At 58.8% G+C, this 22,817-nt stretch carries 21 protein-coding genes; 14 read left to right on the top strand and 7 right to left on the bottom strand.

The features are described 5' to 3' along the window. The first annotated feature begins 37 nt into the window (after positions 1-37). Together K5I40_RS13215 and K5I40_RS13220 are read left to right on the top strand one after the other, a co-directional pair. The gene (locus K5I40_RS13215; protein ID WP_223074708.1) at positions 38-1,141 is read left to right on the top strand and encodes an MBL fold metallo-hydrolase; all 1,104 of its coding nucleotides are present in this window, start codon (positions 38-40) and stop codon (positions 1,139-1,141) included. Positions 1,142-1,173: 32 nt separating this feature from the next. Further along, positions 1,174-1,515: a RamA family antibiotic efflux transcriptional regulator gene (locus tag K5I40_RS13220; protein WP_039031578.1), complete on the top strand. Its 342-nt coding sequence runs from the start codon at positions 1,174-1,176 to the stop codon at positions 1,513-1,515. A gap of 113 nt (positions 1,516-1,628) precedes the next feature. Here the strand turns inward: K5I40_RS13220 and K5I40_RS13225 are convergent, their stop codons facing one another. After that, positions 1,629-3,773: a TonB-dependent siderophore receptor gene (locus K5I40_RS13225; protein WP_223074709.1), complete on the bottom strand. Its 2,145-nt coding sequence runs from the start codon at positions 3,771-3,773 to the stop codon at positions 1,629-1,631. A gap of 122 nt (positions 3,774-3,895) precedes the next feature. Between K5I40_RS13225 and K5I40_RS13230 the strand changes: the two genes are divergently transcribed. Beyond that, positions 3,896-5,464, top strand: a complete 1,569-nt coding sequence (locus tag K5I40_RS13230; protein WP_223074710.1) for an alpha/beta hydrolase-fold protein — start codon at positions 3,896-3,898, stop codon at positions 5,462-5,464. Here the strand turns inward: K5I40_RS13230 and K5I40_RS13235 are convergent. Further along, positions 5,450-5,698 (bottom strand): DUF1158 domain-containing protein, encoded by a 249-nt coding sequence (locus K5I40_RS13235; protein WP_039031581.1) that lies wholly within the window; start codon positions 5,696-5,698, stop codon positions 5,450-5,452. The genes K5I40_RS13230 and K5I40_RS13235 overlap by 15 nt on opposite strands. 491 nt (positions 5,699-6,189) lie before the next feature. Here K5I40_RS13235 and K5I40_RS13240 point away from each other — a divergent pair, with 491 nt between their 5' ends. The 3 genes from K5I40_RS13240 (at position 6,190) to K5I40_RS13250 (ending at position 13,248) form a co-directional block, all read left to right on the top strand. Beyond that, complete coding sequence (locus K5I40_RS13240; RefSeq protein WP_156126913.1) at positions 6,190-8,898, top strand: cation-transporting P-type ATPase; 2,709 nt, start codon at positions 6,190-6,192, stop codon at positions 8,896-8,898. 126 nt (positions 8,899-9,024) lie between these two features. Beyond that, positions 9,025-10,104 (top strand): efflux RND transporter periplasmic adaptor subunit, encoded by a 1,080-nt coding sequence (locus K5I40_RS13245; RefSeq protein ID WP_223074711.1) that lies wholly within the window; start codon positions 9,025-9,027, stop codon positions 10,102-10,104. A 9-nt stretch (positions 10,105-10,113) separates the two neighbouring features. Continuing rightward, positions 10,114-13,248 carry an efflux RND transporter permease subunit gene (locus K5I40_RS13250; RefSeq protein WP_223074712.1) on the top strand — a complete coding sequence of 1,045 codons (3,135 nt, stop codon included), beginning with the start codon at positions 10,114-10,116 and terminating at the stop codon, positions 13,246-13,248. On the opposite strand, the gene K5I40_RS13255 is transcribed toward K5I40_RS13250, so the two are convergent. From K5I40_RS13255 to K5I40_RS13270, 4 genes are all read right to left on the bottom strand, one after another. After that, on the bottom strand, positions 13,199-14,320 hold the full coding sequence (locus K5I40_RS13255; protein ID WP_223074713.1) for a YbdK family carboxylate-amine ligase: 1,122 nt from the start codon (positions 14,318-14,320) through the stop codon (positions 13,199-13,201). The genes K5I40_RS13250 and K5I40_RS13255 overlap by 50 nt on opposite strands. Positions 14,321-14,375: 55 nt before the next feature. Beyond that, positions 14,376-14,795, bottom strand: coding sequence for a type II toxin-antitoxin system HigA family antitoxin (locus K5I40_RS13260; RefSeq protein WP_039031586.1), 420 nt, complete (start codon positions 14,793-14,795; stop codon positions 14,376-14,378). Beyond that, the gene (locus tag K5I40_RS13265; RefSeq protein ID WP_039031587.1) at positions 14,792-15,103 is read right to left on the bottom strand and encodes a type II toxin-antitoxin system HigB family toxin; all 312 of its coding nucleotides are present in this window, start codon (positions 15,101-15,103) and stop codon (positions 14,792-14,794) included. Before K5I40_RS13265 ends, K5I40_RS13260 begins: the two co-directional genes overlap by 4 nt. Before the next feature lie 214 nt (positions 15,104-15,317). Further along, positions 15,318-16,457 carry a DSD1 family PLP-dependent enzyme gene (locus K5I40_RS13270; protein ID WP_223074714.1) on the bottom strand — a complete coding sequence of 380 codons (1,140 nt, stop codon included), beginning with the start codon at positions 16,455-16,457 and terminating at the stop codon, positions 15,318-15,320. An 86-nt stretch (positions 16,458-16,543) separates the two neighbouring features. On the opposite strand from K5I40_RS13270, the gene K5I40_RS13275 reads away from it, so the two are divergent. From K5I40_RS13275 to K5I40_RS13310, 8 genes are all read left to right on the top strand, one after another. Then, positions 16,544-17,467, top strand: a complete 924-nt coding sequence (locus tag K5I40_RS13275) for a LysR family transcriptional regulator (RefSeq protein WP_309241910.1) — start codon at positions 16,544-16,546, stop codon at positions 17,465-17,467. A gap of 43 nt (positions 17,468-17,510) precedes the next feature. Next, positions 17,511-17,756 (top strand): YmjA family protein, encoded by a 246-nt coding sequence (locus K5I40_RS13280; RefSeq protein WP_139564490.1) that lies wholly within the window; start codon positions 17,511-17,513, stop codon positions 17,754-17,756. Between the two features lie 95 nt (positions 17,757-17,851). After that, positions 17,852-18,340 (top strand): cold-shock protein, encoded by a 489-nt coding sequence (locus tag K5I40_RS13285; protein WP_039031591.1) that lies wholly within the window; start codon positions 17,852-17,854, stop codon positions 18,338-18,340. A gap of 202 nt (positions 18,341-18,542) precedes the next feature. Next, on the top strand, positions 18,543-19,256 hold the full coding sequence (locus K5I40_RS13290) for a GNAT family N-acetyltransferase (protein WP_223074715.1): 714 nt from the start codon (positions 18,543-18,545) through the stop codon (positions 19,254-19,256). 566 nt (positions 19,257-19,822) lie between these two features. After that, positions 19,823-20,032: a hypothetical protein gene (locus K5I40_RS13295; protein WP_138369660.1), complete on the top strand. Its 210-nt coding sequence runs from the start codon at positions 19,823-19,825 to the stop codon at positions 20,030-20,032. 33 nt (positions 20,033-20,065) lie between these two features. Then, positions 20,066-20,281, top strand: coding sequence for a hypothetical protein (locus K5I40_RS13300; protein WP_039031593.1), 216 nt, complete (start codon positions 20,066-20,068; stop codon positions 20,279-20,281). A 245-nt stretch (positions 20,282-20,526) separates the two neighbouring features. After that, positions 20,527-20,679 carry a Hok/Gef family protein gene (locus K5I40_RS13305; protein ID WP_139564492.1) on the top strand — a complete coding sequence of 51 codons (153 nt, stop codon included), beginning with the start codon at positions 20,527-20,529 and terminating at the stop codon, positions 20,677-20,679. 375 nt (positions 20,680-21,054) lie between these two features. Then, entirely contained in the window at positions 21,055-21,207 is a 153-nt protein-coding gene (locus K5I40_RS13310) for a Hok/Gef family protein (RefSeq protein ID WP_039032710.1), read from the top strand. A gap of 96 nt (positions 21,208-21,303) precedes the next feature. Here the strand turns inward: K5I40_RS13310 and K5I40_RS13315 are convergent, their stop codons facing one another. Continuing rightward, positions 21,304-22,803 (bottom strand): FGGY family carbohydrate kinase, encoded by a 1,500-nt coding sequence (locus tag K5I40_RS13315; protein ID WP_223074716.1) that lies wholly within the window; start codon positions 22,801-22,803, stop codon positions 21,304-21,306. Positions 22,804-22,817 lie beyond the last annotated feature (14 nt).

The raw sequence follows: 22,817 nt of genomic DNA on the forward strand, positions 1-22,817 counted from the left end.
GCAGGCCATCGGATGGGGCGCGAATTCGGGTCGGGATATGAAAAAGCGTTTTATTGTTAGCCTGGTGGTAGTGATGATTATTGCATCCGCGGCAACCTTGCCGTTCGTACTGAATGCCGGATTCGGCCAGCCGCCGCAGGGCGAGCAACTGAGTGAGTTTACCGCCTCGCCGCAGTATCGCGACGGCCAGTTCCATAACACCCTGCCGACCCCCGGATTTACCGGCAACAAGAACATGCTGGCGGCGTGGTGGGATTTTCTGGTGACGAAGCGCGAGAACGCGCGCCCTGCAGCGCCGCTGCCGCTGGTGAAAACCGATCTGGCGCAGCTGCCGCTGGATCAGGAGACCCTGGTCTGGCTCGGCCACTCCTCGTGGTATCTGCAGCTGGCGGGTAAACGCATTCTGATCGACCCGGTGTTCAGCAACTACGCCGCGCCGTTCTCCTTCCTTAACAAAGCCTTTGCCGGGGAGTACCCGTGGCGTGCTGAAGAGATGCCTGAGATCGATCTGCTGATCATTTCGCACGATCACTACGATCACCTCGACTACGCCACCATCAAAGCGTTGATACCGAAAGTGAAGCGGGTGGTCACGCCGCTGGGAGTAGGATCGCATCTGCGCTACTGGGGCATGGATCCGTCAATCATTGAGGAGCGGGACTGGGATCAATCGGTGCACATCAGCGATGACCTGACCGTTCACGTCCTGCCGGCGCGTCACTTCTCCGGGCGCGGGCTGAAGCGCAACCAGACCCTGTGGGGCAGCTTTATGTTCGTCACCCCGCAGAAAAAGGTGTTCTACAGCGGTGACTCTGGTTACGGCCCGCACTTTAGCGCCATCGGCGAGCAGTTCGGCAAAGTCGATCTGGCGATCATGGAGAACGGCCAGTACGACCAGGACTGGAAGTACATCCACATGCACCCTGCCGAAACGGCGCAGGCGGCTGCGGATCTGAATGCCAGTGCGGTGGTTCCGGGCCACTCAGGGCGCTTTGTGCTGGCAAAACACACCTGGAACGACCCGCTGATCCAGCTTACGCAGGCCAGCAAGGATAAAAACTATCGCCTGCTGACCCCTGAGCTCGGGGAGCCGGTGAGGGTGGATGATGCCTCGCAACAATTTCGTGCGTGGTGGGAATAATGTTAAATCGAAGAGCAGAGGGGGAGAGCAGCATGACTATTTCCGCTCAGGTTATCGACACTATCGTCGACTGGATTGACGACAATCTTCATCAGCCGTTGCGCATTGAGGATATTGCCCGGCATGCGGGCTACTCCAAATGGCACCTGCAGCGGCTGTTTATGCAGTACAAAGGGGAAAGCCTGGGGCGTTATATTCGGGAGCGGAAGCTGAGGCTGGCGGCGCGGGATCTGCGTGAGTCGGATGAAAAGGTGTACGACATCTGCCTGCGCTACGGCTTTGACTCCCAGCAGACTTTTACCCGCGTCTTCACCCGCACCTTCAACCAGCCGCCCGGGGCGTATCGCAAGGATAATCACAGCCGGGCGCATTGAACGCATCGAACCCGGATTTAGTTTGCCCGGTGGCGCTACGCTTACCGGGCCTGGAAGTGGAAACGTAGGCCGGGTAAGGCGTAGCCGCCACCCGGCATTTTTTGCCAGGCACATTACCAGCGGTAATTCACCGTCGCCGTCACCGTGCGGCCAATGCCGTAAAAGCACGCCGTATCGCTTGCGCAGGAGGCAACGTACTTCGTATCCGCCAGGTTGTTGACGTTGAACTGCACGCTGGCCCCTTTCAGGCTGCTGTTCATCTCGCCCAGATCGTAGCTCAGCATGGCGTCATACAGATCCACCGACGGCACTTTGAAGGTGTTCTTCGCATCGCCGTAGCTGGTGCCGATATAGCGCATGCCCACACCTGCGGTCAGGCTCTTCAGCGCGCCGCCGGGCAGGGTGTAGCTGGCGAACGCGGAGGCCATATGCGCCGGGATGCGCGCAGGCGTTTTGCCTTCCGTTCCCGCCACCGTTGTGCTCTCGGTTTTCGCATCCGTGTAAGTGTAAGAGCCAATCAGGTTGATGCTGTCCAGCAGCGTGGAGTGGATCTCCGCCTCAACGCCTTTCGAACGCACTTTGCCCGCGTTTTCGAACCAGCCTTCGGCGCTGTTGTAGGTCGCCACGTTATCCTGGGTTAAATCGTACAGCGCCAGGGTCATCAGGGTGGTATCGATCGGCTGATACTTCAGGCCGATTTCGGTCTGCTCGCCGGTGGTGGGTTTAAAGGGCCCTACGCCCGGTGCCCGGTTGGTTTGCAGGTTCGGTTCAAACGAGGTGCTGTAGCTGATGTACGGCGACAGACCAACGTCGAAGGCGTACAGCAGGCCGGTACGCCAGGTAAATTTACTGTCGTTCTGCTGGGTGAAGCTGCTATCGGTGAAGTCGTTGGTGCGCACTTCGCTCCAGTCGTAACGCCCGGAGAGCAGCCACTCCCAGTTATGCCAGCTCATCTGATCCTGCAGATACAGCCCCATCTGATCGAGATTTTGCTGCTCGTCGCTGGCGGTCCGGAAGCTGCTTTCATCCACATTCACGCCGTAAACCGGATTTTGCCAGTCGAGGTCGTACTGTGAACCGCTCCCGCGTTCCAGCAGCTGTTTATCTTTGCTGGTTTTGTAGTCAAAACCGCCGAGCAGGGTGTGGCTGACAGCACCGGTGTTCGCCAGATACTCCAGCTGATTATCCAGACCAAATTCATCCGTGGTACGTTCTTCATGCTGGGCGCGGCGGGTCAGTACCGAGCTGTTGGCGGCGCTGGTGGCGTAGACCAGATAACGATACTTCTGTTTGATGGTGGCGTAACGCGTGTTCTGGCGGAAGGTGAGGTTATCGGCGAACTGATGCTCCAGCTCGTAGCCGATCATCGTCTGCTCACGCCAGGATTGATCGTAATCCGGATCGCTGACGTTAAAGTCGCGCGGAATGTATTTGCCGTCGACGCTCTTTACCGTGCCGTACGCGGGCAGGAAGTTGCGGTATCCCGCATCGGGATCTTTCTGGTAGCTGGTCAACAGCGTAAAGCGGGTTTGATTGTTGGGATACCAGGTGATCGCCGGGGCAATCGCCATGCGCGTCTCTTTATAATCCTCCACCTGATTATGCTGGGTGCGGGCGATGCCGTTAACGCGATAGAGCACCCGGCCGTCATCGCTGAGCTTGCCGCCGAAATCAAACGCGCCTTCCGCGAGGTCGTTATTGCCGGTGCGGAACTGAACGTTGTGAATGGATTCAGAGGTCGGGCGCTTGCTGGTCATGCTGATCAACCCGCCCGGATTGACCTGGCCAAACAGGACCGAGGCCGGGCCGCGCACCAGCTCCACACGCTCCAGCAACCAGGGGTCAACCGTTCCCGTCTGTGACGAGGCGGTGGCGCCGAAACTTAACCCGTCGAGGAATTTCGGCACATAGCTAAAGCCACGCACAAACACTTCATCGTTACGGTTTGACGATCCGCGGTATTCGGTAAACACCCCCGCCGAGTAGCGCAGCGCCTGGGATACGGAGGTCACATCCTGCATGTTCATCTGATCGCGAGTGATCACCGAGACCGACTGCGGCGTCCTCACGATCTCCGCGCTGGTCTTGGTGGCGGAAAGGGTTTTGGTGGCCACGATGCCCTTCACCGGGGCGGTAGGTTCTTCACTCGTTCCTTGCGTCACCGTAATGGTTTCTTCTCCGTTTTCTGCCTGAGCCGCCACGCTAACCGTGGCCAGACTCAGGAGCCATGCCTGCATTATCTTATTATTTTTAAACATTTTTATTTAACATCCTTGGTTGCTATCGCCATATAAACACCGATCAATTCGCCCAAATGATATTGCAAACTATTACCATTTGCATTAGCGTTGTTAACAAATTTTGGGGGGGACACGCGGTAATGAAGAGGGCATGGAGTGGTTTGTTATTAGGGATCGGGGCACTGCCCGCCGTGGCGGCGACGTGCGAACCCTCGTCCCTGCAAGGGGAGGTTCAGGGAAAGTTTGATGCCAGCGGTGAAGTCTGTTTTAGCCTGCCAGAGTTGGATGAAAACTATGTTTCGGCCACGCTGAACGGCGTAACCGATGCCCGCCTGCTGGACGGCCAGAACCGCCGTATCCGCACCCTGGTTGAAAATGGCCCTGCCGACGGGGAACACACCCTGCTGTTTGCCCTGCCGGTGAAGCAGAACAGCTCTCTGGTGCTGCATGGCGAAGCCGGCAAGCCCTGGCGTTTTCAGTGGCGGATGAAAGAGACTTCTGCCTTACCGCGCGTACAAATGCTGATGCCTGAAAGCCCGACGCTGCAGGCGCTGGCTAAAACGGTTGCTGCCGGGGGAAGTACCGATGCGTTCTGGCAGGCGCAAATTCGGCAGGGAACGCCGATGGTGGAGCCGGTCGACGCGCGCCACAAGCGCGTCACCTTCCTGTGGCGCGGCGCGCGCGGCAACGTCTTTATTCTCGGTTCTCCGGCGGGCGATCACGATCCGCTGTTCCGCCTCGGTAACAGTGACGTCTGGTTCCGCAGCTACGTCGTGCCCGCCGACACGGTGATGCAGTACAAGCTTGCCCCGGATGTGCCGACAATTGACGGCTCCCCCCGCGAACAGCGACGGGCGATCCTCGTCAGCGCCCAGGCCGATCCGCTAAACCCGAACACCTTTGGTGAACAGAAAACCGATCGCTGGAACCGCTACTCCCTGCTCGATCTCAGCCCGGCGCGCTACTGCTCCGTTCAGGCCACCTCCAGGCCGCTGACGCAGGGCTCGCTGAGCCGCCAGACGCTGACCAGCACTATTCTGGGTAATTCCCGGGAAGTAATGATCTACAAACCGCGTGGGCCGCAGCCTGCACGCTGGACGTTAATCCTCTTTGACGGCCAGATCTATCAGGACGAGTACCATTTCGCCAACGTGCTGGATGGCCTGATTGCCCGCCACCATCTCCCGCCGGTCAACCTGGTGTTTGTCGACAGTCTCGATCACGCCCGACGCAGTAAAGAGTTGCCGCCGAATGCGGATTTTGCCGACTTTATGGCGCACGAACTACTGCCGTGGTTGCGCGGGCAGGGGGTCGCCATGCAGCGGCAGAAAACCGTGCTGGCGGGGTCAAGCTATGGCGGGATCGCCTCTTCATGGGTGGCGCTGCGCTATCCGCGTCTCTTTGGGAATGTGCTGAGCCTGTCCGGCTCCTACTGGTGGGCCCCGAAAGGGGAAGCGCCAGGCTGGCTGACGCGTCAGTACCAGCAGTCACCGCAGTATCCGGTGCGCTTCTGGCTACAGGCCGGGAAGTTCGAAACCACCGGGCCGGGGGGAGGGATCTATCGCACGACCCAGGATTTTGAACAGGTTTTGCGGCAGAAAGGCTACCGCGTCAGCTTCCATCCGTGGTCCAGCGGCCACGACTACGCGGCCTGGTGTGAAGCCCTGATCCACGGCATGCGCGATTTAACCGGCTTACGCCGCCCGTGAAAACCAGCGGCGCCAGATGAAACGCAGAACAAAGAATTCGATGGCGCCGAGGACTAAAAACCACAGGCAGAAGAGGATGGTGTAAAGCTGGTTGAGATCCATCAGATGGAAGGTGCCCATCAGCTTTTGCGCCAGCACCAGCCCCAGGGAGGGTGCTGGCAGCAGCAGAACGGAGAGAAAGGCCATCAGTAAGATGCCGCCAGCCGTTAACAGCGATTCTAACGGGTGTTTCATAATAATGTTAATCGTCAGTTAAAAATAACATTGTCACGGATAGGGCTTCGTAAAGCAATATCAACCGTCAGAGAGGAGGATGATAAATAATCCTCCGCTAATCCGCTGAATTATCCCTGCCAGAAAAGAATTAATTCAATTAATCTCCGCTAATGTAAATTACTGTCACCCTCCGGCTAATAGTTTTACAAAGGTATAGGTGCTGTATCCAATTAACGTCGCAATAACAACTGCTGCGATTATATATAACGCCAGTCGACGCCCGCGATAAATTCCAAACATGCTGACCTCCGTTTAGTTTAGGTTTAGAAATAATTTGTAAAAATCGCTGTATTGAAATGAAACGTTATCTGTTTAATGCCGTCGATAGCAATAATAGTGCGTTAAATTAATTTCCGTGACAACCCATTATTGTCGATTGATTTATAAAAGCAGAAATGGAATTCAGGCTTTTGCTCACCGCAAACTGAAGGAGCTGATATATGACCAAAATGCACCACACCCAGACGCCGCCCGCGCCGGGCACCACGCCGAACCTGGCGTACCAGCAGACCCATGACCAGACGCTTGCCGCGCAGCAGAGTACCGCCGCGGGTCTGAGCCGTGCTGAGGCGCAGGCGCGCCTGCAGCAGCATGGCCATAATGCCCTGCCGGAGAAAAAATCCCGACCGGCGTGGCTGCGTTTTCTGGCCCATTTTAATGACGTCTTAATTTATGTCCTGCTGGCCGCCGCGGCGTTAACGGCAATTATGGGCCACTGGGTCGATACCCTGGTTATTCTGGGTGTGGCGGTCATTAATGCGTTAATTGGTCATATTCAGGAAAGTAACGCCGAAAAATCCCTGAAGAGTATCCGTAATATGCTCGCCAGCGAGGCGCGGGTTATTCGTGACGGAAACCATGAAACAATACCCACAACTGAAATAGTCCCCGGGGATATTATTGTCCTGCGTGCCGGAGATCGTATTCCGGCGGATATGCGTTTAATTGAGGCGCATAATTTACGCGTTGAAGAAGCGATCCTGACGGGCGAATCGACGGTCGTGGATAAACACACCCAGCCGCTGAACGGCGAATTACCGCTCGGCGATCGCACCAATCTGGTCTTCTCCGGCACGACGGTGAGCGCAGGCGGCGGCGTCGGGGTGGTGATTGCCACCGGTCAGGAGACCGAACTGGGCCACATTAACCAGATGATGGCCGGGATCGAAAAACACCGCACGCCGCTGCTGGTGCAGATGGACAAGCTCGGCAAGGCCATTTTCGGGCTGATCATGGCGATGATGGCCGCGCTGTTCGTCTTCAGCCTGTTGCTGCGCGACATGCCGCTCGGCGAGCTGCTGCTGTCGTTGATCAGCCTGGCGGTGGCGGCGGTGCCGGAAGGTCTGCCTGCCATTATCTCCATTATTCTCTCCCTGGGCGTGCAGGCGATGGCCCGCAAGCGCGCCATCATCCGTAAACTGCCCACCGTTGAAACCCTGGGGGCGATGACCGTGGTGTGCTCGGACAAAACCGGCACCCTGACCATGAACGAGATGACCGTTAAGGCGATCATCACCGCCGACAGCTGCTACCGCGTGGAGGGCGACAGCTACGCCCCGGAAGGCAACATCTGTCTGGAGGGCAGCGACGAGCCGGTGCAGATCCAGCCGGGTACCGTGCTGGAGCAGTACCTGCGCACCGTCGACCTCTGTAACGACAGTCAGATGATTCAGGACGAGCGCGGCCTGTGGGGCATCACCGGTGGGCCAACCGAAGGGGCGCTGAAGGTGCTGGCGGCCAAGGCTAAGCTCGCGCCGGTCATGACCACGCTCATCAACAAGATCCCGTTTGACTCCCAGTACAAGTACATGAGCACCCACTACCAGATTGGTAGCGAGGAGCAGATTTTGATTACCGGCGCGCCGGACGTGATTTTCGCCCTCTGCGCGCAGCAGCAGACCCGCAGCGGTGCCGAAGCCTTTAACCGCAGCTATTGGGAAGCCGAGATGGAGCGCTATGCCCGTCAGGGGCTGCGAATGGTAGCCGCCGCGTTCAAACCGGCAAACGGTGAGCAGACGTTAACCCACGACGACCTCAGCCACGGCCTGATCTTCCTCGGCATCGCCGGGATGATGGATCCGCCGCGTCCGGAGGCCATTGACGCCATTCACGCCTGCCAGCAGGCGGGGATCCGCGTGAAGATGATCACCGGGGATCACCCGCAGACGGCGATGAGCATTGGCCAGATGCTGGGGATCAGCAACAGCGCCCAGGCGGTGACCGGCTATCAGCTGGAGCACATGGACGATGCCGAGCTGGCAAAAGCGGCGGTGGAGTATGACATTTTCGCCCGCACCAGCCCCGAGCATAAGCTGCGTCTGGTGAAAGCCCTGCAGGAGAAAGGCGAGATCGTCGGCATGACCGGTGACGGTGTGAACGACGCGCCGGCGCTGCGCCAGGCGGACGTTGGGATCGCGATGGGCATCAAGGGCACCGAAGTGACCAAAGAGGCCGCCGACATGGTGCTGACGGACGACAACTTCGCCACCATCGCCAGCGCGGTGAAAGAGGGGCGTCGCGTCTACGACAACCTGAAGAAGACCATTCTGTTTATCATGCCGACCAACCTCGCGCAGGGTCTGCTGATTGTGATTGCCCTGCTGGCGGGGAACATTATTCCCCTGACGCCGGTGCTGATTCTGTGGATGAACATGGCGACCTCCGCCACGCTCTCCTTCGGTCTGGCTTTTGAAGCCGCCGAGCGCAACATCATGAAGCGCCCGCCGCGTCAGACCGGGCAGCACGTGATGGACGCGTATGCCGTCTGGCGCGTGGCCTTCGTCGGCACCCTGATCGCCGTCGCCGCCTTTGCGCTTGAGGCCTGGCTGGCTCCGCGCGGCCACAGCGCCGAGTTCATCCGCACCGTGCTGCTGCAGATGCTGGTCTGCGCCCAGTGGGTCTACATGATTAACTGCCGCAACACCGAAGGCTTCTCCCTGAACCGCGGCCTGCTGGCGAACAAAGGGATCTGGCTGGTGACGGGCGTGCTGCTTCTGCTGCAGCTGGCGATTATCTACCTGCCGTTTATGCAGATGCTGTTCGGCACTGAAGCCCTGCCGCTGCGCTACTGGGGTGTGACCCTGGGGATGGCGGGCGCGATGTTCTTCATCGTCGAAATTGAGAAGCGACTGACCCGCAGGTTCCGCAAGGCTGCATGACAAAACCTTAAAACCTTACCCCTCACCCTAACCCTCTCCCCACAGGGGAGAGGGAATAGTCGGTGTTCTCCCTCGCCCCTATGGGGAGAGGGCCGGGGTGAGGGGACAAACACCGAGGCATTCTCTATGAAACTGACTTTCCTGCGCGCCGCCCTGGCCAGCGCGCTCCTCGTCTGCACCCTTAATTCCGCCTTCGCCGCCGCCATTCCCGTGCGCGTCGCCACCGTGGAGCAAACCGCCCACGCCGCGGAGCGTCAAATCCCGGGCCGCATCGAAGCCATTCACACCGTCGAACTGCGGGCCCGCACGGAAGGCGTCATCACCCGGACCCACTTTCGCGACGGGCAGTATGTGAAAAAAGGCGACGTGCTGTTTGAGCTGGACGATGCCGAACCGCGTGCCGCCGTGCGCCTGGCCCAGGCCGAGGTGAAAAGCGCCGAAGCCACGCTGCGTCAGGCGCAGCAGCAGCTCTCCCGCTTCGAGAGCCTGGGCAACAACAACGCCATCAGCCGTCATGACGTGGACAACGCCCGCATGCAGCGCGACGTGGCCAGCGCCGCGCTGGAGCAGGCGCGAGCCCGGCTCGAGGCCCGCAACCTGACCCTGACCTACACCCGCATCATCTCCCCCATCGACGGCCGCGTGGGGCACAGCCCGTTCCACGTGGGTAGTCTGGTGAATCCTGCCAGCGGTGTGCTGGCGGACGTGGTGCAGCTCGACCCGATCCGCATCGCCTTCGCGCTGGAAGAGGGGGCGTTTGCCACCAAAGCCGGGCAGCATGCGGATATCCACGCCATGAAGCAGGCCTGGCAGGCGCTGATCGACAGCAACGGCCAGCGCATAAGTGGCGAACTCACCTCGGTGGATAACCGTATCGACCCCCGCACCGCCAGCGTGATGCTGCGTGCCGAGTTCGCCAACCCGCGCCATCAGCTGCTGCCCGGCGGTAACGTGAATGTGTTCCTGCGCCCGGCAAGCGTTCAGCCGGTGCTGACCCTGCCCGCCGCAGCGGTCCAGCAAAACGGCGAGGGGTTCTTCGCCTGGGTGGTTAACGCCGACGGCAAAGCCGAAAAACGCACGTTGAACATCGCCGGGCAGATCGGCCAGCAGTTCCAGATTGCCTCCGGCGTGCAGGCCGGGGAGCGAGCCATCGCTGACGGCGCGCAGCGCGTGTCGTCGGGCGCTACCGTCCAGATACTGAATTAAGGAGCCATCATGCTGACGTTTTTCATCAAACGCCCGCGCTTCGCGATGGTCATTGCGCTGGTTATTGCCCTGCTGGGGGCTATCGCCCTGAAGATCATTCCCGTGGAGCAGTATCCGCAGATCACCCCCCCGGTGGTGAATGTGTCAGCCTCATGGCCCGGCGCCAGCTCGGCCGACGTGGCGGAGGCCATCGCCACGCCGCTGGAGACCCAGCTCAACGGCGTGGATCACATGCTGTACATGGAGTCCACCAGCTCTGACGAAGGCAGCTACAGCCTGAACATCACTTTTGCCGCGGGCACCGATCCGGATCTCGCCGCCATCGACGTGCAGAACCGCGTGGCCCAGGCCGTGGCGCAACTGCCCACCGAGGCCCAGCAAAACGGCGTGCAGGTGCGCAAGCGTGCCACCAACCTGATGATGGGGGTAAGTCTTTACTCACCCAACAACAGCCACACGCCGCTGTTCGTCAGCAACTACGCCAGCACCCAGGTGCGCGAGGCGCTGGCCCGTTTACCGGGCGTCGGGCAGGTACAGATGTTCGGCGCGCGAGACTACAGCATGCGCATCTGGCTGCGACCGGACCGCATGAACGCCCTGAACGTCACCACCGACGACGTGTCCCAGGCCCTGCGCGAGCAGAACGTACAGGGGGCGGCGGGGCAGGTGGGGACGCCACCGGTGTTTAACGGCCAGCAGCAGACCCTGACCATCAACGGGCTGGGACGCTTAAATCAGGCCGACGACTTTGCCGGGATCATCATTCGCGCGGGCGAGATGGGCCAGCTGGTGCGCCTGAAGGATGTCGCCACCATCGAACTCGGTTCGCGCAGCTATAGCTCCGGCGCTCAGCTTAACGGTCATGACTCTGCGTATCTGGGGATCTACCCGACGCCGTCCGCCAACGCCCTGCAGGTGGCCGACGCGGTTCGCGCCGAGCTGGAGCGGCTTTCGACGCGCTTCCCGGACGATCTGACGTATGAGGTGAAGTTTGACACCACCACCTTTGTTGCGGCGACCATCAAGGAGATTGGCGTCTCGCTGGCGCTGACCCTACTGGCGGTCGTGGTGGTGGTCTCCCTGTTCCTGCAGAGCTGGCGCGCCACGCTGATCGTCGCCCTCGCCATTCCGGTGTCGCTGGTGGGCACCTTTGCGGTGCTCTATACCCTGGGGTATTCCGCCAACACCCTGAGCCTGTTTGCCATCATTCTGGCCCTGACCATGGTGGTGGATGACGCCATCGTGGTGGTGGAGAGCGTCGAAACCCTGATGGCGGAGGGGCAGAGCCGCACGGCGGCCACCGCTCAGGCGCTGCGCCAGATTGCCGGACCGGTGATCGCCACTACCCTGGTGCTGCTGGCGGTATTTGTGCCGGTGGCGCTGCTGCCGGGGATCGTCGGCGAGCTGTACCGCCAGTTCGCGGTGACGCTCTCGACGGCGGTTACCCTCTCAAGCCTGGTGGCGCTGACCCTGACGCCTGCCCTGTGCGCCATGCTGCTGCGCCCGCGTCCTGCGCACCCGGCGGCAATTTATCGCGGCTTCAACCGCGGGCTGGATGCCACCCGCAACGGGTACTCCCGCATCGTCAGCCTGTTTAACCTGCGCCCGTGGCTGGCGCTGTTGGCGACCGCAGGGGCGGCCGCGGTAGTGGTCTTCAGCTTTATGTCGATGCCAAAAGGCTTCCTGCCCCAGGAGGATCAGGGCTACTTCTTCGCCAGCGTCCAGCTGCCGGAAGCGGCCTCGCTGGAGCGCACCGAAGCGGTGATGAAAACCGCCCGGGAGCTGATCGCTAAAAATCCGGCGGTGGAGGACGTGATTCAGGTCTCCGGATTTAACATTCTCAACGGCACCAGCGCCTCCAACGGCGGCTTTATCTCCGTGATGCTGAAGGACTGGAGCGAGCGCCCCGCGCTGGATGAGGTGATGGGTACGTTGCAGCGCCAGCTGCTGGCCCTGCCGGAAGCCACCATTATGACCTTCGCGCCGCCGACGCTGCCGGGGCTCGGCAACGCCTCCGGCTTCGACCTGCGCATTCAGGCCCAGGCGGGGCAAAGCCCGGAGGATCTGGAGCGCGTGACGCGCGAAGTGCTGACGAAAGCCAACCAGCATCCGCAGCTGAACCGGGTGTTCACCACCTGGAGCAGTAACGTGCCGCAGCTGACCCTCACCGTCGATCGCGAGCGGGCCGCGCGTCTCGACGTGCCGGTGTCGCGCATCTTCAGCAGCCTGCAGACCGCCTTTGGCGGCACCCGCGCCGGGGATTTCAGCGTCAACAACCGCGTCTACCACGTGGTGATGCAAAACGAGATGCAGTGGCGCGAGCGTGCAGAGCAGATCGGCGAGCTGTTCGTGCGCAGCAATAACGGTGAGCGGGTGCGCCTGAGCAACCTGGTCACCATCACGCCAACCGTCGGCGCGCCGTTCCTGCAGCAGTACAACCAGTTCCCGTCCGTCTCCGTGAGCGGCTCGGCGGCAGCCGGGGTCAGCAGCAGTACGGCGATGGCGGCGATGGGGCAGCTGCTGGCGGAGCACCTGCCCGCCGGGTATGACTACGCCTGGAGCGGGATGTCATATCAGGAGCAGCAGACCGGGAATCAGGCGATCTGGATTGTGCTGGCGGCGGTGGTGATGGCGTGGCTGTTCCTCGTCGCCCAGTATGAGAGCTGGACGCTCCCGGCCAGCGTCATGCTCTCGGTGCTGTTCGCCATCGGCGGGGCGCTGGTGTGGCTGTGGGTTGCCGGGTACGCCAACGACGTCTACGTGCAGATTGGCCTGGTGTTGCTGATCGCCCTCGCCGCCAAAAACGCGATCCTGATCGTCGAGTTTGCCCGCGCGCGGCGCAATGAGGGGATGGCGATTGTCGATGCCGCCCGGGAAGGGGCTTCGCGCCGTTTCCGGGCGGTAATGATGACCGCCGTGTCGTTCATTATCGGCGTGTTACCGATGATGCTGGCGACCGGGGCGGGCGCCCAGAGCCGCCGCATCATCGGCACTACGGTGTTCAGCGGTATGCTGGTGGCTACCCTGGTGGGGATTGTCTTTATCCCGGCGCTGTTTGTGCTGTTCCAGCGCCTGCGCGAGTGGGGGCACCGCCTTACGGACTCGTCGCCCACAGATCGCAGTGCTTCTGCACCAGAGAGATAAGTGAGCCGCCGTCTGCGATAAAGTCCCGCATCAGGTCTGCCTCGCTCTTGCCCTGCTTTAACCGCAGGGCAATTTCCTGGATCGCGCTGCTGGCGCCCAGCTTTTCCGCCGACGGCGCGACACGCTCCAGCAGCCAGGCGAGATCCTCCGCAATGGTTTTTTGCTCCCCGGTGTGGACGTCCGTCAGGATCCCCTCCAGTCCGTAGCGGCAGGCCTGAAAACGGTTAAAGCGATAGAGCAGAAAATCCCGCTCCTGATGCTTATAAGGCCGTGTGGTCAGCAGCCAGTGGGAGGTGGCCTGGATCAGCCCGGCGATATTAATGGCATGGGCGAGGGTGAGCGGGGTATCCATCACCCGCACCTCCACGGTGCCGAAATGGGGGCTCGGACGAATGTCCCAGTGCAAGTCTTTAATGCTGTCAATCATGCTGGTGTGGCTCAGGCGACGGAACAGTCCTTCGAACTCCTGCCAGCTGTTGACCCACGGCATCAGGCCGTTATCCGGGAACCCGGAGAAGATGTTGAGCCTTGATGACGAGAACTTCGTGTCGGTGCCCTGCATATAGGGCGAGGTGGCCGCCAGGGCGATAAAGTGCGGCACAAAGCGCGACAGCCCGTGCAGCAGGTAGATGGCGTCATCCCCGGTGCGACAGCCGACGTGCACGTGCTGGCCAAACACCGTCGCCTGCAAAATCAGATAGCCGAAGCGCTCAAGCGTGGCGTTATAGCGCTCATCCTCGCACACCTCCTGACGCTGCCACTTCTGAAACGGATGCGTACCGCCGCCGCAAATCTGGATATGCTGCTCCGCCGCGGCCCGCAGAATGCTCTGCTGCATCGCGGAAAACTGCGCCGCTGCCTGGTCGATGTTCTGGCACACGCCGGTGGCGATTTCGAGCATGCTTTCGGTGATATCGTGCTTCACTTCCCCGCCTTTGATGTCGTCTTTGACGGCGGCAATAAGCGCGGAGGAGTCCTGACTCAGATCGTAGCCCGGCGGATTAACCACCTGCAGTTCCAGTTCGATGCCAAGGGTGAAGGGTTCAGAGGAATGAAAGTCGGGTAAAGGCATGGCGCACTCCGTTGTCTGTTATACGTTGAGTATAGACAACGGGTGAGGAACGCCTTCAGTCGCCGACAAACGCACTGACCGGCAAATCAAAACGCTTCGCCAGCGCCCGCATATGTTCCAGCGTTAATGTGCGTTGTCCGTTGAGGATCCGGCTGACCAGCGATTTCTTGCCAATCTCATTCTCCAGGTCGCTCTGCGTCAGATGATGCTGATCCATCAGCGTTCGTAGCAGAGCAACGCCGGAAGGCGTACTGGCAATACGGGCGTTAAACTCAGCAAACTCTGGCGATTCATTCTCGTATTTATCGATCTTAGCGGTCAGCATATCGATGAGCGGGCTGTCGGGCTGGTGCTCGATCAGGTACTCCATCAGCGACAGCGCATCCTCATAGTCTTTACGCGACGGACGTGCTCCCAGAAAAGGCAGGACGTTTGCCAGATCGTTGGCTGCTTTAATGGCCTGTGCATAATTCATTCTTTGGTTCTCCGGTAGAGGTCCGTCAGCTTGTCATACTCTGCATGCGTGCTGATATGTTTGATAAAAATCCTTCCCCGCTCAAAATCAGCAAAAAACATCACTCGCAAGTGCCCGCCGCCTACATCAATGACCCACCATTTTTCCCGGTATTTCATTCTGTCCAGGCTGGGGAATCGCTTTCGCATCCAATCGGGTGACGGGTAGTTTTCTTTCTTTAAAACCCGGTAAAGGTCATCCAGGGCAAGCGCCTGATTGGGAAATCGTCTGGTAGCTAAATCAAAAGGTGCTCTTGATACGACATGCATCCTTGCCCCTTATTTCCATCCTGGAAACATTATAGGAAGTTGATGGCTTGTTGACAATATGGAAACATCGGTTTTTTCAGACTGGCCCATAAAGTAAACGCCTCCGGAGAACACGCCATACTTTATGGGGGGCAAGAAGTGAATCAAAGCGTCGGGTACAGGTAACGTTTTAATCTGCGTGACGCATTCCGGAAATCCCTCACTACACCACCCTCTACCAGCCCGTGATCCGGTTCCACGTCCGTTGCTGGCCATCCCTCATCAGCACCTGGTAAACGCTATGCATTGCCGCTGTTGCACAGGCGTGATTAGGCAGGATGCGCAGGCGAGTGCCAACAGGGAAATCTTCCGTGGTCAGGGAGGCGTCAGCAGACAGGGCGATGATGCCGTGCTCCTGATTGGTGATGCTCAGACAAACGCCGTCATAAGGTTGCCCCGCCATATTGCAGACCAGCCCGTAGCCGTAGTCGGTCGCCTGTGAGGCCGTACCCCGGTCGCGGGACATCGCCATCCAGCCGGCATCAATAAACACCCAGTTTTTGTCCCGGTTGTGGCCTGTCACCGTGGTGACGACCGAAAGCGCAATGTCGTCAATTTCGCAGACTCCCACGTTTTTCATCACCAGATCAAAGGTGGTGAAGACCCCGGCTCTCACTTCCGTTATGCCTGCAAGCTCTGTCGAGAAATGCGCGGTCGGGGTGGCGCCGACGCTCAGCACGGGGCAGGGGATACCCAGCTCACGGACCCGACGCCCGGCGAGACGAATGGCATCACACTCGTTCTGCGCGGCCTGACGGATCGCCTCATCGGTGCGACAGCCGTAGGACTCGCCCGCATGGGCCATTAGCCCGGTCAGCACCGCGCCGTTGCCATGAACGGCTCTCGCCAGGGCAACCAGTGCCTCTCTGTCCGGCGGCAATCCGCCCCGATGCCCGTCGCAGTCCACCTCAATAAATACCGAAAAAACCACCTCATGCTGCCGGGCGTAGTCTGCCAGGGCAAGCGCCTGCTCCGGGGTGTCCAGCAGCAGATGCAGGTTCACGCCCCGCTTAATCAGTTTCGCCGCCCGCGCCAGCTTATGGGGCGCAATCCCGACGGCATACAGGATGTTGGTATATCCGGCATCGGCAAACCCTTCCGCTTCGGCAAGCGTTGAAACCGTTGCCGGCGAGTCCGGATGTTTTAACAGATAGCGTGCGGCTTCGGGCGAGCGCAGGGTCTTCAGATGCGGCCGGACCTGGCTTCCCAGCCCCTCAACATGCGTATAGAGCCGGGTAATGTTGCGCACATAACGGCTCTCATCAATCAGAAGGTAGGGCGTTTCAGGGGCGTTCAGCCAGCGTGGTGTAGTCATGGTGTGGATCTCCTGGAAAATGTCTGGCCAGTTTTACATCTCATGATTTATGTTTAAATAAACAAAACCGTAATCCCTGATTAGGTATGGCCTTAATGATTAACAGCGACGATCTGCGTTTCTTCCATGCGATCGCAACCCATAAAACCCTTGCCGCCGCCGCGCGCGCCCTGAATATTTCCCCTTCTTCGGTGACCCAACGGTTGCAGGGCATTGAGTCGCGGATGGGCGTCAAGCTGATCCAGCGTCCCTCGCGCGTGGTCAGCCTGACCGACGAGGGCTCCCTGGTGCTCGCCCGCGCCCGGCGGGTGATTGCCGAGCTCAGTGAGCTGCAGTCGATCATTGATAACCGCCTGCAGCAGGTGACGGGCAAACTGCGCGTGCTGGCGCCGCTCGGGTTTGGTAATGAGTATGTGGCGCCTGTTCTGGCGCAATACGCCTTACAGCATCCGGGGCTTGAGGTGGAGCTGACGCTGTCCGACGTGCCGGAGTGGTCGTCCATGCACCGGTGGGATGTCATTGTGTATATTGGCGAGCTGCGCGACTCTTCCCTTCGCTGCATCAAACTTGCCGCTAACCGGCGTCTGGTGTGCGCCTCGCCGGAATATCTGGCCGAACAGGGGGAACCGACTTCACCGGCGGCCTTAAAACAGCACAGCTGCATTGCCCTGCGGGAGAATGATGAGGACGTCACGCTCTGGCGTTTTAGCCGCGACGGGACGGAGATGCCGGTGCGGATCCATCCCCGGCTGGCCAGTAACCAGGGCAGCGTGGTTAAACAGTGGGCGATGGCGGGATGCGGGATCATGGTGCGCTCGGAGTGGGATATTGCCCCGCAGCTCAACGCGGGTACGCTGGTGAGAATTCTGGCGGATTACTCGCTGCCCGATGCCGATATCGTGGCGCTGAGCAGTGACGACACGGCGCATCGCTCCCCCCGGGCTGAAAACTTTATCAGATTGCTGCAAGCGTCCCTGGCCTCTCGCCCCTGGGAAGGCAAAACGCCGTGAGAATGCTATTATCAGGCAGCAACCGACACCCTGAGGAACAGATATGAGCAACGACGTACCGATTAAATATTATGACATCGTGGATGAGTACACGACGGAAGCGGCAACGCCGGTGAACGAGTCAGAGCGTGACTCCCTGGCGCTCTATTTCCAGCTGCTGATCACCCGTCTGATGAATAACGAAGAGATCAGCGAAGAAGCCCAGACCGAGATGGCGGTGGAAGCAGGCATCAGCACCCAGCGCATTGATGATATTGCCAATTTCCTCAACCAGTGGGGCAATGAGTAGTTCCTGCGTTAAAGACGTGGTTTGCGCAGGCGTTGTGCTTTACACTGCGCGCGGCAAAAATTGAGTGTGTAACGATTAATTAGGCGGTAACGGCGATGGCGATGAACGGAACAATCACAACCTGGTTTGCAGATAAGGGCTTTGGATTTATCAAAGATGAAAACGGCGATAACCGCTATTTTCATGTGATTAAGGTCGCCAATCCCGATCTGATTAAGAAAGATGCCGCGGTAACGTTTGAACCCACCACCAACAACAAGGGTTTGTCGGCGTATGCGGTGAAGGTGATCCCGGAGAGCAAGTACATCTTCCTCGACGGCGAGCGCCATAAAATCACCTCCATCAAGACTTACCTGGTCTACAGCGAAGAAGAGCCCGCTGAAACCCGCATTGATAAAGAGAACGGCGTGCTGTCGGTGAAGAGCCTGATGGGCAATATCGCGCCGAAATCAACGGCAAAAGCAGGCGAGATGCGCACGGTGAGAAAACTGGCCATCACCACCTTCCAGGGCAAAACCTACATCTTCTCTGAAGATGAGATTGACCTGGACGCGACGGTGAAAATGCTTAAGAACCTGAAGTAATTTGCATTGCTTTGCCGGGTGGCGCTGGCGCTTGCCCGGCCTACAAAACGTTTACCTTGTAGGTCCGTGACCTGCTCCCTCCGATTGTCCCCGGGACGCTCCTGGAATTAAATAGTGTTCTTTCCCCCGCCTGCATTACTGTTATCAACTCTATCCTGTATTGTGGTTTAACAAATTACTAACAAACAAAAGGGGTAATTGCGTGCCGGAAATCAATATCTGGGGGCAGACGGTAAACGATCCTGTTCCCGGCTGGCAGGGGGCCAGCATATTAGAGCGTGGGGTGCTGGAGGGGCGTTTTTGTCGCCTTGAGCCGCTGGATGCCCAAAAGCATGCGGTTGATCTGTTCGAGGCGTACGCCCTGGGCGACGACAGCGACTGGACCTGGCTTGCCAGCAATCAGCCTGCCAGCGTTGAGGAGACCGCTCTGTGGGTTCAGGGCAAAGTGCAGGATATCGGGCTGGTGCCTTTTGCGGTGATCGACCGCCAGAGCGAGCGTGCTGTCGGGCTGGTCTGCTATATGGCCATTGAACAACAGCTGGGCTCGGTGGAGATAGGGCATGTCACCTGGTCGCGCAAGATGAAAAACAGCCCGCTCGGCACCGAGGCAGTCTGGCTGCTGCTGAAATATGGCTTTGAGCAGGGCTACCGTCGGCTGGAGTGGAAGTGCGACTCGATGAACATCGCCTCGCGCCGGGCCGCTGAGCGGCTGGGCTTTACCTGGGAAGGGCGGCTGCGCCAGAAGCTGGTGCGCAAAGGGCGTAACCGCGACAGCGATATGCTGTCCATTATCGACAGCGAGTGGCCGGAACGTGACGCGGCCCTGCGCGGCTGGCTGGCCTTAGAGAACTTTGATAGCGAAGGGCGGCAAATTAAGCGCCTTGAGGCATTTCGCGCCAGACCGGAAACGGCATGATAATGCGTGTACCGCAGGGGCGCCCCTGCGGTGTTAATTCATACTCGTACGACCTTGCTTTGCTGACTGCTTTCATTTGACTAATGTCAAACTTTTATTACTTATTTAATTGTCTTAAAGATGTTTTTCGCTAGCTATTTTTAAAAAATTGTTACAATCTGCATTAATCTTGCAATAGTCTTTTTTACATAAAATTGCGTGATGGCTCACAGAATATACAAGAGATTAGCGGTACCGGATGCTACCCTTCCTCATTCATTCAGACTTCGCCAGGGCATCTAATGCTCTGGTGTAGCTGAGAATTTCAGCAGGCGCTTAAATCATCCTCTTGTGTCGAACATTGAAGTCTTACTTATGAAGACTAATTGTAAACATGGTTTTTATGTTGATGCTATTTATCATCAGACATAATCATCACTTTCATCTGAAGAAAATCTGCCTGTGAAGTCTTCCTGATTTAACATTTATTCTACAAAATGCTCCCCTGATTCAGAATGTTGACATGTTTAAGCCAGACTTTCATATTTCATTGCGTGAAATAACTGCATGCTTAAGTGGGAGGACGTGTGGAAAAAATCAGAAGCTATCCATCGAAGCGCAGACAGCGGGGAGAAAGTAAAAATGCCCGCTTAACGATGCTGAGCGCCCGCATCGATGATGAACTTTGTGAGTACGTGCAGGCCACCGCTTACGAAACGCGAAAAAGCAAACAGGACATCATTGCCGAAGCCTTAATGCTTCACCGACAGCACCGTCAGGTTAACCCCGGAGGCTGAATACCGCTTCAGATAACAGAAGGGTTTGAGACAATGATGTTATTCCGCGCGTGGCGTTTGCTGGTCTGGATTACGATCGTCACATTGCTGTTAACGATAGTCGCCACCACAGGATCGATTTTGACGCTGGGACTGGTTCAGATCTTCTGCCCTGGTTCGCTGGCAACGTACATAAGATCGCTGATTCACGACTTACAGTTTGTGCTGCTGGCGATGCTGCATTCGGCCCCCGTGATGATATCGGTTTAACGTGTAGCGACTCAGCATCTAAACGTTTTCTGAAAGAGTAATTAACCTGGCTAAATAACCAGTAAAAAGGCGGTTTTTTCACCATTGCGGGAGTAGTATTGCGACGGGTGCCTGATGCTTTCTGAGCTCAGGCAGGTCTGGAGATGCAGAAAGCAAAAGCCCCGGAGATGTTTCCATCAACCGGGGCTACCACTCCAAACCCAAACATTTGGATGGTAGCCTCTTCTTAGCAAGGAGGCAATGACATGCTTAACAAGTACGCCTTTGCGGCGATCCTGGTACTGGGCTTAACTGTGCTGGGCGTCACATTTCTGGTTCATGAGCAGTTGTGCGAACTGAGCTTTAAGGAAGGTGGCAGAGAACTGAAAGCTGTTCTCGCTTGCGAAGTGAAGAAGTAGCGGTATGCGGGGAGTAATCCCCGCCTATCCAGATGTCGGTTTGGTGCAGGCACCCGTTTATTTGCCCCGTCTGGTTTATCGCCAGGCGGGGCATTTTTATATCTGCAGAGTGAGAGTACTCATCTAAAGAGACATTTTTTGCAGCGATCTAAACGTATTCTGAAAGAGTAATTCAACTGGCTAAATAACCAGTGAAAGGCGGTTTTTTCACCATTGCGGGAGTAGTATTGCGACGGGTGCCTGATGCTTTCTGAGCTCAGGCAGGTGCGGAGATGCAGAAAGCAAAAGCCCCGGAGATGTTTCCATCAACCGGGGCTACCTACCCAAACCTCAACAATTTGGATGGTAGCCTCTTCTTAGCAAGGAGGCAATGACATGCTTAACAAGTACGCCTTTGCGGCGATCCTGGTACTGGGCTTAACTGTGCTGGGAGTCACATTTCTGGTTCATGAGCAGCTATGCGAACTGAGCTTTAAGGAAGGTGGCAGAGAACTGAAAGCTGTTCTCGCTTGCGAAGCGAAGAAGTAGCGGTATGCGGGGAGCATTCCCCGCCTATCCAGTTGTCGGTTTGGTACAGGCACCCGTTTATTTGCCCCGTCTGGTTTATTGCCAGGCGGGGCATTTTTACGCCCGTACTCGCTTAACCGTCTCCTGCCAGGCTTGCCAGCGGGTCTGCAATCGGACGTGGCGCGCCATGTCCGGCATAAACGTCACATGCTCCGGCAGATACTGGCGCAGCTGCGCGGTGGTCAGGTGAAACAGCGCTTTACGCGCCAGCAGTGCCGCGCCCATCGCCGAGAGTTCCGCCACGTCGCTGCGCATCACCGGGCAGCCGAGAAGGTCCGCCTGGTACTGCATCAACCAGTCGTTTTTCGTCGGCCCGCCGTCGACCATCAGCGCATTCAGGGTGAAGCCAGGATGGACGCGCATCGCCTCAACGACATCAGCAATCTGATAGGCAATCGACTCCAGCGCCGCGCGGATCAGGTGCGCGCGTTTCACGCCGCGGCTCAGGCCGTGGATCATCCCCCGGGCATTCTCATCCCACCAGGGCGCGCCAAGGCCGGTGAGCGCCGGCACAAAATAGACCCCGAGCGTCGAGTCCACCGAGCGGGGGAGGGTGTTGAGCTCATGGGCCAGCTCCGCCTGCGACAGCTCGCTTAAGCCGGTGCTGTCCGCCATCCACGCCACCGCGTCGCCGGTGTGGGGAATATTGCCCTCCAGCCCGTAGACCAGCGAATTGCCGTCATGCCAGGCCACGGTGGTGGCCAGGACGCTGACGTCGCTGCGGGCGGAATCCACCGGGGCCATCACCGACGAGCCGGTGCCGTAGGTCGCTTTCACGCACCCTTCCGCGCCCAGACCGTGGGCAAACAGCGCGGCGTGGGAGTCGCCGATCATCGCCATCACCGGCAGTCCGTCAGGAATGGACGGGCAGCGGCGGGTGTAACCAAACAGGCCGCTGGAGGGTTTGATGTCCGGCAGCGCCGCGCGCGGAATGCCAAACAGCGCCAGCATCTGTGGGTCCCAGTCGGCGCTGTGCAGGCTCATCAGCTGGGTGCGGGCGGCGTTGGCGTAGTCGCAGCAGAAAGCGTCCCCCTGCGTCAGCTGCCACAGCAGCCAGCTGTCCACGGTTCCAAGGCAGATCTCGCCCCGGGCGGCACGCCGTGCCCCGTCGAGGGTGTTATCCAGCAGCCAGCGCATTTTAGAGGCCGAAAACAGCGGCGCGATGGGCAGACCCGTTGCCGCCTTGATCTGCGGGCCGTGGCCCTGTTCACGCAGCTGATGGCAAAAGGCCGCAGTACGGGAACACTGCCAGCTCAGCGCCGGGGCGATGGGTTTACCGGTCGAACGATCCCAGCCCACCACGGTTTCACGCTGGTTGCTGATTGCCAGCGCGGCAACCCGCTCGACACCGACGGTGGCAATAGCGCGGTCTACCACTTCCAGCGAGGCCTCCACCAGCAGTTCGGCGGATTGTTCCACCCAGCCTTCGTGCGGGGTCTGGATCGCCAGCGCCCGGGAGAAGCTCGCCACCACATGCCCGTTCCCATCCAGCGCCACCGCTTTGGCGTTGGTGGTGCCCTCATCGAGCGCGATGATGATGTCCTTGTTCACCGACATAGCGGCCTCCTGCC

Origin of the sequence: Leclercia sp. LTM14 (genome assembly GCF_023736175.1) — a bacterium.
GTDB lineage: Bacteria > Pseudomonadota > Gammaproteobacteria > Enterobacterales > Enterobacteriaceae > Enterobacter > Enterobacter barmai.

What these genes read in the sequence shown, in the direction of transcription:
- K5I40_RS13215 (WP_223074708.1), top strand. Translation starts at nt 38, where the DNA reads ATGAAAAAGCGTTTTATTGTTAGCCTGGTGGTAGTGATGATTATTGCA.
- K5I40_RS13220 (WP_039031578.1), top strand. Translation starts at nt 1,174, where the DNA reads ATGACTATTTCCGCTCAGGTTATCGACACTATCGTCGACTGGATTGAC.
- K5I40_RS13225 (WP_223074709.1), bottom strand. Translation starts at nt 3,773, where the DNA reads ATGTTTAAAAATAATAAGATAATGCAGGCATGGCTCCTGAGTCTGGCC.
- K5I40_RS13230 (WP_223074710.1), top strand. Translation starts at nt 3,896, where the DNA reads ATGAAGAGGGCATGGAGTGGTTTGTTATTAGGGATCGGGGCACTGCCC.
- K5I40_RS13235 (WP_039031581.1), bottom strand. Translation starts at nt 5,698, where the DNA reads ATGAAACACCCGTTAGAATCGCTGTTAACGGCTGGCGGCATCTTACTG.
- K5I40_RS13240 (WP_156126913.1), top strand. Translation starts at nt 6,190, where the DNA reads ATGCACCACACCCAGACGCCGCCCGCGCCGGGCACCACGCCGAACCTG.
- K5I40_RS13245 (WP_223074711.1), top strand. Translation starts at nt 9,025, where the DNA reads ATGAAACTGACTTTCCTGCGCGCCGCCCTGGCCAGCGCGCTCCTCGTC.
- K5I40_RS13250 (WP_223074712.1), top strand. Translation starts at nt 10,114, where the DNA reads ATGCTGACGTTTTTCATCAAACGCCCGCGCTTCGCGATGGTCATTGCG.
- K5I40_RS13255 (WP_223074713.1), bottom strand. Translation starts at nt 14,320, where the DNA reads ATGCCTTTACCCGACTTTCATTCCTCTGAACCCTTCACCCTTGGCATC.
- K5I40_RS13260 (WP_039031586.1), bottom strand. Translation starts at nt 14,795, where the DNA reads ATGAATTATGCACAGGCCATTAAAGCAGCCAACGATCTGGCAAACGTC.
- K5I40_RS13265 (WP_039031587.1), bottom strand. Translation starts at nt 15,103, where the DNA reads ATGCATGTCGTATCAAGAGCACCTTTTGATTTAGCTACCAGACGATTT.
- K5I40_RS13270 (WP_223074714.1), bottom strand. Translation starts at nt 16,457, where the DNA reads ATGACTACACCACGCTGGCTGAACGCCCCTGAAACGCCCTACCTTCTG.
- K5I40_RS13275 (WP_309241910.1), top strand. Translation starts at nt 16,544, where the DNA reads ATGGCCTTAATGATTAACAGCGACGATCTGCGTTTCTTCCATGCGATC.
- K5I40_RS13280 (WP_139564490.1), top strand. Translation starts at nt 17,511, where the DNA reads ATGAGCAACGACGTACCGATTAAATATTATGACATCGTGGATGAGTAC.
- K5I40_RS13285 (WP_039031591.1), top strand. Translation starts at nt 17,852, where the DNA reads ATGGCGATGAACGGAACAATCACAACCTGGTTTGCAGATAAGGGCTTT.
- K5I40_RS13300 (WP_039031593.1), top strand. Translation starts at nt 20,066, where the DNA reads ATGATGTTATTCCGCGCGTGGCGTTTGCTGGTCTGGATTACGATCGTC.
- K5I40_RS13305 (WP_139564492.1), top strand. Translation starts at nt 20,527, where the DNA reads ATGCTTAACAAGTACGCCTTTGCGGCGATCCTGGTACTGGGCTTAACT.
- K5I40_RS13310 (WP_039032710.1), top strand. Translation starts at nt 21,055, where the DNA reads ATGCTTAACAAGTACGCCTTTGCGGCGATCCTGGTACTGGGCTTAACT.
- K5I40_RS13315 (WP_223074716.1), bottom strand. Translation starts at nt 22,803, where the DNA reads ATGTCGGTGAACAAGGACATCATCATCGCGCTCGATGAGGGCACCACC.